Annotated in this window: 8 protein-coding genes; 1 reads left to right on the forward strand and 7 read right to left on the reverse strand. The window is 51.8% G+C overall.

The genetic code is table 11. From position 1 onward, the window contains the following. Window positions 1–63: 63 nt before the first annotated feature. Window positions 64–1,044, reverse strand: a complete 981-nt coding sequence (locus AJE_RS16410) for a 2-hydroxyacid dehydrogenase (protein ID WP_008951788.1) — start codon at window positions 1,042–1,044, stop codon at window positions 64–66. Between the two features lie 70 nt (window positions 1,045–1,114). Beyond that, a complete protein-coding gene (locus AJE_RS16415; RefSeq protein WP_008951789.1) occupies window positions 1,115–1,594 on the reverse strand; it encodes a glutathione peroxidase in 480 nt (159 codons plus the stop codon). Window positions 1,595–1,674: 80 nt separating this feature from the next. On the opposite strand from AJE_RS16415, the gene AJE_RS16420 reads away from it, so the two are divergent. Continuing rightward, window positions 1,675–2,556, forward strand: a complete 882-nt coding sequence (locus AJE_RS16420; protein WP_008608114.1) for an NAD(P)-dependent oxidoreductase — start codon at window positions 1,675–1,677, stop codon at window positions 2,554–2,556. Between the two features lie 492 nt (window positions 2,557–3,048). Here AJE_RS16420 and AJE_RS16425 read toward each other — a convergent pair whose 3' ends face one another. From AJE_RS16425 to AJE_RS16450, 5 genes are all read right to left on the reverse strand, one after another. Then, window positions 3,049–4,560 (reverse strand): leucyl aminopeptidase, encoded by a 1,512-nt coding sequence (locus tag AJE_RS16425; RefSeq protein ID WP_008951790.1) that lies wholly within the window; start codon window positions 4,558–4,560, stop codon window positions 3,049–3,051. 146 nt (window positions 4,561–4,706) lie between these two features. Next, window positions 4,707–5,366 carry a CoA transferase subunit B gene (locus AJE_RS16430; RefSeq protein ID WP_008951791.1) on the reverse strand — a complete coding sequence of 220 codons (660 nt, stop codon included), beginning with the start codon at window positions 5,364–5,366 and terminating at the stop codon, window positions 4,707–4,709. Window positions 5,367–5,376: 10 nt separating this feature from the next. After that, on the reverse strand, window positions 5,377–6,078 hold the full coding sequence (locus AJE_RS16435; RefSeq protein ID WP_008608117.1) for a CoA transferase subunit A: 702 nt from the start codon (window positions 6,076–6,078) through the stop codon (window positions 5,377–5,379). 837 nt (window positions 6,079–6,915) lie between these two features. Then, window positions 6,916–7,830 (reverse strand): hydroxymethylglutaryl-CoA lyase, encoded by a 915-nt coding sequence (locus tag AJE_RS16445; RefSeq protein WP_008951793.1) that lies wholly within the window; start codon window positions 7,828–7,830, stop codon window positions 6,916–6,918. Then, window positions 7,827–9,809, reverse strand: coding sequence for an acetyl/propionyl/methylcrotonyl-CoA carboxylase subunit alpha (locus AJE_RS16450; RefSeq protein ID WP_008951794.1), 1,983 nt, complete (start codon window positions 9,807–9,809; stop codon window positions 7,827–7,829). The genes AJE_RS16445 and AJE_RS16450 overlap by 4 nt, the downstream gene beginning before the upstream one ends. Between the last annotated feature and the right edge of the window lie 125 nt (window positions 9,810–9,934).

The raw sequence follows: 9,934 nt of genomic DNA on the forward strand, positions 1-9,934 counted from the left end.
CAGTCAGTTACACTGACTGCCCCTATGCCGATCAGTTAACGTCAAGGATATAGGGGATAAGCCCTAATTAACCAGCTCATTACCATTACTTTGTCCCCCGGCAAAAGCCACCAGATTATCACTGGTGATCTGGCTGATTTGTTGCAGCGCTTCGCGGGTGAAAAACGCCTGATGGCCGGTGATCAGCACATTGGGGAAGGTGAGTAAGCGTTTAAAGACTTCATCTTCAATCATCTGCTCAGACAGATTCTCAAAAAAGATATCCGCTTCCTGTTCATAGACATCCAAACCCAGATAGCCGATTTTCCGGTTCTTCAGGCTGTGGATCACGGCTTTAGTGTCAATCAGGCCGCCACGACTGGTATTAATCAGCATCACACCGTCTTTCATCTGTGCCAGACTATGTTGATTAATCAAATGCTTAGTTTGCGGGGTAAGCGGGCAATGTAAGCTGATAATATCGCTTTGCTGATACAGATTTTCCAACGTGGTGTAGTGCTCGGTCAGCTCAGCGTCTGGCTGAATATCGTAACAGAGCAACTTACAACCAAAGCCTTTCAAAATGCGGGCGGTCGCCAGACCGATACGGCCGGTACCAATCAGACCAACGGTTTTGCCGTGCATATTAAAGCCGAGCAAACCGTCCAGGGCAAAGTTATCATCCCGCACTCTGTTATAGGCCTTATGCAGTTTGCGATTTAAGGTCAGCATCATTGCGATAGTGTGTTCGGCTACCGCCTCTGGTGAATAGGCCGGCACCCGGGCTACTCTGATCCCTAACGCCTTGGCGGTATCCAGATCGACATTATTAAAGCCGGCACAGCGCAGAGCGACCATTTCGATGCCCATTTCCGATAGCTGCTGCAACACCGCTGCCGATAAATCGTCATTAACAAAAACACAAACAGCATGACAGCCTGCGGCCATCTTTACCGTCTCAACATTCAGACGACTGTCAAAGTAGCGAAACTGCAGGCTGGCATCAGCCCATTGGTTAAAGCCGTCCTGATCATATTTTTTCGCACTGAATACCGCGATTTTCATTGCTTCTCTCCCATCTTGATGACGGGAGAATACCGGATCCTGATTTTGCATATTTAGCGCCAGATCAAAGTTACAGTAATTCTTCGATGGCTTGCGCTATGCTGGCAGGTTTAGTGCGCGGGGCATAGCGTTTTACCACCACTCCCTCTTTGTTTACCAGAAATTTGGTAAAGTTCCACTTAATCGCACGGCTTTTTAGTAAACCGCGGGCATGATCTTTTAAATACTCAAATACCGGCGCGGCTTCCGGACCATTCACATTGACTTTTCCCATCAGCGGAAAGGTCACACCGTAATTCAGTTCACAAAACTGCATAATCTCAGCGTTAGAGCCTGGTTCCTGGCTGCCAAACTGGTTACAGGGAAAAGCCAGAATCACCAGACCACGCTGGTGATACTGTTTATGTAAGGCTTCAAGATCTTTATATTGCGGCGTAAAGCCGCACTTACTGGCGGTATTGACAATTAAAACCACTTTACCGCGAAACTGGCTTAGCTCAAGCGGCTTACCGGCATTGTCCTGGACGGTAAAATCATAAAGTGTCGTCATGGTCATTCCTTTAGACTTTCAATTAGGCTGATAACTTTGTAAGCTCACACTCCACTATGTCACAGCTTTAAGTCATTTTTATGTCAAATATTAGCAATAAAAGCGTCGCCTTTATTGGTCTTGGGGTAATGGGTTATCCGATGGCCGGTTATCTGCAGCAAAAAGGCTATCAGGTTTGTGTGTATAACCGTACTACGGCCAAGGCTGAGGCCTGGGTCAGTCAGTATGGCGGCAAGTGCGCGCTAACGCCAGCAGCGGCGGCAGCGGGCGCCAGTCTGGTATTTATGTGTGTGGGTAATGATGATGATGTGCGCTCGGTAGTTTACGGCGAGCAGGGAGTTCTGGCCACCATGGCGGCCGGCGCAGTGCTGGTCGATCATACTACGGCATCTGCCGAATTGGCGCGTGAACTGGCCGCAGCTTGCGCTAAACAGCAGTTGGGCTTTTTAGATGCACCGGTATCTGGTGGCCAAGCAGGTGCTGAGAAGGGTATTTTAACGGTGATGGTCGGTGGCAGTGCGGCCGACTACAGTCTGGCTGAGGCGGCGATGCAGAGCTATGCCCGTTGCGTTAAGTTGCTCGGGCCGGCTGGCTCTGGCCAGTTGGCGAAGATGGTGAATCAAATCTGTATTGCTGGTGTGGTGCAAGGGCTGGCTGAGGCCCTAAACTTTGCTAAAAATGCCGGGTTAGACGGTGCCGCTGTGGTCGAGGTGATCTCGCAAGGCGCCGCATCCTCGTGGCAGATGCAGAACCGCTCACTGACGATGCTGGATGATAAATTTGATTTCGGTTTTGCGGTGGATTGGATGCGTAAGGATTTATCAATTGCGTTAAATGAAGCCCGCAAAAATGGCAGTGCTTTACCGCTGACGGCGCTGGTGGATCAGTTTTATGCTGAGGTGCAGCAAATGGGCGGCGGACGCTGGGATACGTCGAGTTTAATTAAGCGGTTGAGCCGGTAAAAGATCATTTACTATCTAAGATTCGTGCATCCGGCGGCTAAACACGCCGTACAACTTTCCTGGGGCACGCCGTGAACCCATCCCTGGGGGGTTATAAACTTCATCCTGAAGTTTACCCTGCGGGCCAGCGCAAGCGCTGTTCAAATTCGTTCCCGACGAATTTGTCCCTTTCGCATCCATGCGAAAGACGTCCCCAGAAAAGTGTACTCTGCGTTTACCGCCTCGTTCACTCTTTTGTGAGTCGTCATGACTCACCGATATTCGTTAAGCCCTTAGCTGCGGTAGAATTTTCATAACAGCAGCATGGATGCTGCGGAGGCTGAAAGGGCACAGGGATTTGCTCCTTGAAGCCGGTGGAGAAAATTACTACCCAGCTAAGGGCGTTGCAATGATCTCGACGCTTTAGAATCGTGATATGAGAATCCGGATTTTGGTGCAAAGAGTGACAAAGCCGGCTAGCAGCTGAAGCCGCTAGCTGGTTCTATTTATGGATTACTCAGCGGTTAAAACCCACTCGGTTAATAAGCGCACACCATAGCCGGTGGCACCTTCAGTTTGTAAGCCACGATTGCCACTGCTTAGAGCATTACCCGCGATATCCAGATGTGCAAAAGGCGTGTCTTTAACAAACTGTTGCAGGAATAAAGCGGCAGTTGAAGCGCCGGTGCTGCTGCCGGTGTTACGTAAGTCGGCGATGCGGCTCTTTAACTCCGGTAACATCTCATCGGTCATCGGTAAACGCCATAATTTCTCCTGCGTTTTCTCACCCGCCTGGGTTAATTGCGCAACCAGATTATCATCCTTACTGAAAATACCGGCGTAGTAAGACCCCAGGGCGCCCACTTTAGAACCGGTTAGCGTCGCAATATCGACCATAGCGCGCGGTTTAAAGTTGGTCTCGGCGTAGTACAACGCATCGGCCATCACCAGACGACCTTCGGCATCGGTATTGATAATTTCGATAGTTTTACCGTTACCGGCGGTAATCACATCACCTGGCAGGTAAGCGCGATCAGAAATCATATTCTCGGCCAGAGCCATCAATCCAACCACATTAACCGGCGCTTTCTGCTTCGCCAGCGTGTGCATGGTACCCAGTACAGCGGCAGCACCTGCCATATCGCTGGTCATACGCAGAATTGAATCAGCCTGGGTTTTTAGGTTGTAACCACCAGTATCAAAGGTGATACCTTTACCAATTAACGCCAAAGGCGCTTGCTTGCTACCTTCCCAGTGCACAATCACCAGGCGCGGCGGGCGGGCACTGCCGCGACCGACGGCCAGGATGGCACCTAAACCGGCTTTTTCCAGTGCTTTTTCATCCAGTACTGTGACTTTAGCGCCAAGTTTACGCAGCTCCAGAGCCTGTTTGGCGAAGGTCTCAGGATAAATCCCATTGGCCGGTTCATTGGTCAGATCGCGGGCCAGAGCTACGCCTTCGCTGAGGGCCGCTAATTGGGCCAGACGTTGTTCTGTTGCGGCTTGTTCGGCACTTAACAGGTGTAGCTGGCGCACTTTAGGTGGCTGCTTGTTACTGTGGTAACGGCTAAAGGTATAGCTGGCCAGATTGACACCATGGCTGATTTGAGCCAGTAACTCTGCCTGGCCAATCGGAGTCTTAATTAATGAGGCATCAAGCTGGATAGTATTGGCAGCGCTGCCTTTCAGGCTGCGGGCTGCGGTGGCACCGAGCAGGCTGGCCTGATAAGGTGTCAGCTTGGCACTGTCGCCAGTACCCAGTAGCAATACGCGCTGATACTGAGAATAGGGTGAAGCCGGTGCCAGCCAGTTCAGCGTTTTGCCATGTGCTGCGCTAAAATTCTCTTGTTTGCTGATCGCTTCCAGTTGCGGATTAGCATTGAGTTGATCCGGGCTAACCAGCAACACCAGGGTATCAGCAGTGGGGGCAATACTGCTGCTGGCTTTTACCTGAAATTGGTCAGCAATAGCCACAAAACTGCAGCTGGCGGCAAGGATGGCGGCGATAGCGCTTAAACGAAACATAGACAAGACTCCTGTTAATTCAGTTTGTCGCTATAGTGACGAAAAGGCTGCATTTATACAATAAAACGGCGGGTAATCTGTCGTGAATTTCTGCGGATACAACAAAAAGGCGCCATCGCGGCGCCTTGTCTGATAAGCATTACGGCTTAGTTAAACTGCATTTCCGGAATATCGCCGTTAATCACCAGCTTACCGGCGGTTTTCTGCTGAATTTCCTCAACCGAAACGCCCGGTGCGCGTTCCAGCAGGTGGAAGGCGCCGTCTTTGACCTCCAGTACGGCCAGATCGGTCACGATCTTCTTAACACAGCCAACGCCGGTCAGTGGCAAGCTGCAGCTTTCCAGCAGTTTGCTGCTGCCGTATTTGTCGGCGTGGGTCATAGTGACGATAATATTCTGGGCGCCGGCCACTAAGTCCATGGCACCGCCCATGCCCTTAACCAGTTTGCCCGGGATCATCCAGCTGGCGATATTGCCGTTCTGGTCGACTTCAAAAGCCCCCAGTACGGTCAGATCAACATGACCGCCGCGGATCATGGCAAAGCTTTCCGCCGAGCTGAAAATCGCCGCGCCTTTAATCGCGGTGACGGTTTCTTTACCGGCGTTAATCATATCGGCATCAATTTCTGCTTCGGTTGGGTATGGGCCCATACCGAGTAAACCGTTTTCCGATTGCAGCATTACTTCAATACCGGCTGGTACATAGTTTGCGACCAGGGTCGGGATGCCGATGCCGAGGTTAACGTAGTAACCGTCTTTTAATTCCTGTGCCACCCGCATGGCGACTTGTTCACGTGATAAAGCCATTGTTGTCTCCTTAACCCTGACGAACCATACGGCGTTCAATGCGTTTCTCAAAGTTGCCCTTGATCACGCGCTGCACATAGATACCCGGCGTATGAATTTGTGAGGGTTCTAATTCGCCCGGCTCAACAATTTCTTCGACTTCGGCCACGGTAATTTTACCGGCTGTCGCCGCCATCGGGTTAAAGTTCATCGAGGTATGACGGAATACCAGGTTGCCGTAACGGTCGGCTTTCCAGGCGCGTACTATGGCAAAATCACCGGTAATGGATTCTTCCAGAACATAGTGGCGGCCATTGATTTCGCGGGTTTCTTTGCCTTCAGCCACTGGCGTGCCGTAGCCGGTGGCTGTAAAGAATGCCGGTATACCGGCGCCGCCGGCGCGCATCTTTTCTGCCAGCGTGCCTTGTGGGGTTAATTCCACTTCCAGCTCGCCGCTAAGCAGTTGTTTTTCAAACAGGGCGTTTTCGCCAACGTAGGAGGCAATCATTTTCTTAATTTGCCGATCTTCCAGCAGAATGCCTAAACCAAAGCCGTCGACGCCGCAGTTGTTTGAAACCACTGTCAGATCTTTGGTGCCCATTTTTTTAATCTGGGCAATCAGGCCTTCCGGAATACCACATAAACCAAAGCCACCGGCAATAACGGTCATGCCGTCTGTCAGGCCGGCCATGGCGTCTTCGTAGCTATGTACGACTTTATTAAACCCTGCCATTTGTTGTCCTCTGTTTTTATCGCAATTTTCGTTTACGAATACTTTGCTATTTCTGTCCCACTGAGGGTGTTGCACTCATCGACAATAGGTCAGCTAGAGTCCTGAGCATCCGATGACGAGCACACCGTACAACTTTGCCGGGACACGCTGTGAATACATCCCTTACGGTTACAAACTTCATCCTGAAGTTTGCCCTTCGGGCCAGCGTGCCGCTGTTCAAATTTGTTCCTGACAAATTTGTGCATTTTTCGTCCCTGAAAAATACATTCCCTTGCAAAGTGCACGGAATGCTCATCATCTCGTTCGCTATTCTTTTATCAGTAAGCTCTTCTCTGTGTCTTTTTGCGGTCCTGTTTTCTATCCATGAAAAAGACGTCCCCAAAAAAGTGCACTTCGTACTTGCCACCTCGTTCACTCTTTTGCGAGTCGTCATGACTCACCGATATTCGTTTAGCCCTTGGCTGCGGTAGAATTTTCGTAACAGCAGCATGGATGCTGCGGAGGCTGAAAGGGCACATGGATGTGATCCTTGAAGCCGGTGGAGAAAATTACTACCCAGCTAAGGGCGTTGCACCGATCTATAATCTGCTATTTTGAGCGATCGAAGATTATCGATCTTTGCATCCGGCGGCTAAACACGCCGTACAACTTTGTCGGGGCACGCTGTGTATACCTCCCTGTACGCTCTTGTTTGGCATCCATGCCAAACAGGTCCCCGAGCAAAGTGTACTCTGCGTTTACCGCCTCGTTCACTCTCTTTTGCGAGTCGTAATGACTCACCGATATTCGTTAAGCACTTGGCTGCGGTAGAATTTTCGTAACAGCAGCATGGATGCGTTATGAACTAGTTTGGCTGCACTTGGCTTGTAACGCCAATCCTACTTTAGAACTAGGCTGCTTCCCCAGCTCGCGGGTGATAAACCAGCCGGCCTGCGCCAGCAGGGTTAAATCTACGCCATGTGCAATGCCAAGACCATTGAGTAAATACACCACATCTTCGGTAGCGACATTCCCCGAAGCGCCGGCAGCATATGGGCAGCCGCCTAAACCGGCGACCGCGCTGTCAATCACGGCTATACCGCGACTGAGCGTCACATAAATATTAGTCAGTGCCTGGCCATAGGTATCGTGAAAATGCACCGCCAGTTGTTCCTTCGGCACTACTGCCAGCACCGCGTCCAGCATAGCATTGACTTTAGCCGGGGTGCCGACACCTATGGTATCACCCAGCGAAATTTCGTAGCAGCCCATATCCAGCAGGGCTTTGGCGACGAAAGCCACGTCAGATGCTGCAACCTCACCCTGATAAGGGCAACCGACCACGCAAGAGACATAACCGCGCACTTTGATACCATCAGCTTTAGCCGCTTCGAGTACCGGCGCAAAGCGCTGCAGGCTTTCAGCCACCGAGCAGTTGATATTCTTCTGGCTAAAGGCTTCCGAAGCCGCACCAAAGATCGCCACCTCTGTGGCGCCGGCGGCTTTGGCCGCTTCATAGCCTTTCAGATTTGGCGTGAGCGCGGCGTAAGTCACACCGTGATGGCGCTTTATCCCGGCAAAAACTTCCGCTGAATCGGCCATTTGCGGCACCCACTTGGGTGAGACAAAGGCGCCGGCTTCGATATACTGATGGCCTGCTGCACTGAGTAGATCAATCAGCTGAATTTTTGCGCTGCTGCTCACGCTGCTTTCGTTTTGCAGGCCGTCACGCGGCCCGACTTCGACTAGCCGGACCTGTTTGGGAAAACTCATGCTTCCTCCGGGCTAAAGTCCACCAGTTGAGCACCATCTTTTACCAGATCGCCGGCAGCATAAAATACGGCATTGACGGTACCGGCTTTAGGGGCTTTAATCGCATATTCCATCTTCATCGCTTCCATAATCACCAGTGTTTCACCGGCTTGCACCTGCTGCTCTGGCTGACAGAGCACGGCAACGATAGTGCCGTTCATCGGCGCGGTTAAGCTGCCGGCGTTATCGGCGGCATCGGTAACCGTAGCGACTTCGGTCTGATAGACAATGTCGTAGCGCTGATGTTTGATAAAGACACTGATGGTGTCCTGATACTGGCTAACCCGCACTTTCATCCGGTGCCCGGCGAGGATAGCGCTGAGCTCATCGCCATTTAAACTGGCCTGACAATCCAGCGTCTGACCGTTTAACGTCAGGCTATAGTGTTGTTGCTGCGCCGCTACGTTAATCAGCTGCTTGTCATCACCCAGCTTTAACTCCAGGTTTAAGCTTGGGGTTTCGTTTAGCCGCCAGCCATGGCTGAACTGCCAAGGGCTGCTGGCCGTTTGACAGCTGGGTGCCTGCTGCTTACTGACAATATAAAGTGCGGCCAGCAATAACGCCTGGCTTTGCCGGTTATGCGCCGGCGCAAACAGACTGGCCTGATGCTTATTGATAAAGTTGGTATCCAGCTCCGCTGCTTTAAAGGCCGGATGTTCCACCAAACTGGTTAAAAAGCCAAGGTTGGTAGTAACACCGGCAATACGGTAATCATCCAGTGCCCGCAGCATGCGGCTGATGGCGCGGTCGCGGCTTTCATCCCAGACAATCAGCTTGGCGATCATCGGATCGTAGTAGGGCGTGACCTCATCGTGTTCGACCACACCGGTGTCCACCCGTACATGCCGGCTTTGCTCTGGCTGGCGCAGGTAGGTCAGCTTACCGGTAGCAGGTAGGAAGTCGTTATCCGGATCTTCGGCATAGACCCGCACTTCAATAGCATGGCCATCCAGCTGAATTTGCGGTTGCGATAGCGGCAGTTTTTCCCCGGCAGCGACCAGTAGTTGCCATTGCACTAAATCCTGACCGGTAATCATCTCGGTGACCGGGTGCTCAACCTGCAACCGGGTATTCATTTCCATAAAATAAAAGGAGCCGTCTTCGTCAAACAGGAATTCGACGGTACCGGCACCACGATAATCAATCGCCTGAGCGGCCTTTACCGCCGCTTCACCCATCGCCTGACGCTGTGCCGGGGTAAAATTCGGTGCCGGTGCTTCTTCAATCACTTTTTGATGCCGACGCTGAATCGAGCAGTCACGCTCGGCCAGATAAACCGCATTGCCGTGGTTGTCGGCAAACACCTGAATTTCGACATGGCGTGGTTTGGTCAGGTAGCGCTCCAGCAACATTTTGTCGTTGCCAAAACTGGCCTTGGCTTCGCGGCGGGCGCTGGCCAGTGCCGGTGCAAATTCATTGGCGTTCCAGACCACGCGCATACCCTTACCGCCGCCACCATAGGCAGCTTTTAACAATTGCGGATAGCCAATTTTGGCAGACTCAGCAGCCAGGGTAGCATCACTTTGATCATCGCCATGATAGCCCGGTACTAACGGTACGCCGGCGTGCTGCATAATTTTCTTGGCTGCGCTTTTTGAACCCATGGCTTCGATAGCTGGTACCGGTGGGCCAATAAAGACTACACCTGCTTCAGCGCAGGCGCGGGCAAAGTCTTCGTTCTCAGATAAAAAGCCGTAGCCAGGGTGAATCGCCTCGGCGCCGCTTTGTTTGGCAATAGCGAGGATTTTGTCCGCCCGCAGGTAAGAATCTTTACTGGCGGCAGGGCCAAGTAAAAAGGCTTCATCGGCCAGACGCACATGGCGGGCGTTGGCGTCGGCTTCGGAGTAAACCGCCACACAGCGAATACCCAGCTTGTGTGCGGTGTCGATCACCCGGCAAGCGATTTCGCCGCGGTTTGCTATCAGTATTTTACGGAACATACTTCCTTATCCTGCTGAATTAACGGGTTTACTGACCAGTTATTGTTATTTTTTGCATTGCGCAACCTGCAGCTGACGCATTTTTAATCCGCCAGCCAAGCCGGTTTGCGTTTCTCTAAAAAGGC

Source organism: Alishewanella jeotgali KCTC 22429 (genome assembly GCF_000245735.1).
In the GTDB taxonomy this organism is placed as follows: Bacteria; Pseudomonadota; Gammaproteobacteria; order Enterobacterales; family Alteromonadaceae; genus Alishewanella; species Alishewanella jeotgali.

What these genes read in the sequence shown, in the direction of transcription:
- AJE_RS16425 (WP_008951790.1), bottom strand. Translation starts at nt 4,560, where the DNA reads ATGTTTCGTTTAAGCGCTATCGCCGCCATCCTTGCCGCCAGCTGCAGT.
- AJE_RS16430 (WP_008951791.1), bottom strand. Translation starts at nt 5,366, where the DNA reads ATGGCTTTATCACGTGAACAAGTCGCCATGCGGGTGGCACAGGAATTA.
- AJE_RS16450 (WP_008951794.1), bottom strand. Translation starts at nt 9,809, where the DNA reads ATGTTCCGTAAAATACTGATAGCAAACCGCGGCGAAATCGCTTGCCGG.
- AJE_RS16420 (WP_008608114.1), top strand. Translation starts at nt 1,675, where the DNA reads ATGTCAAATATTAGCAATAAAAGCGTCGCCTTTATTGGTCTTGGGGTA.
- AJE_RS16435 (WP_008608117.1), bottom strand. Translation starts at nt 6,078, where the DNA reads ATGGCAGGGTTTAATAAAGTCGTACATAGCTACGAAGACGCCATGGCC.
- AJE_RS16415 (WP_008951789.1), bottom strand. Translation starts at nt 1,594, where the DNA reads ATGACGACACTTTATGATTTTACCGTCCAGGACAATGCCGGTAAGCCG.
- AJE_RS16445 (WP_008951793.1), bottom strand. Translation starts at nt 7,830, where the DNA reads ATGAGTTTTCCCAAACAGGTCCGGCTAGTCGAAGTCGGGCCGCGTGAC.
- AJE_RS16410 (WP_008951788.1), bottom strand. Translation starts at nt 1,044, where the DNA reads ATGAAAATCGCGGTATTCAGTGCGAAAAAATATGATCAGGACGGCTTT.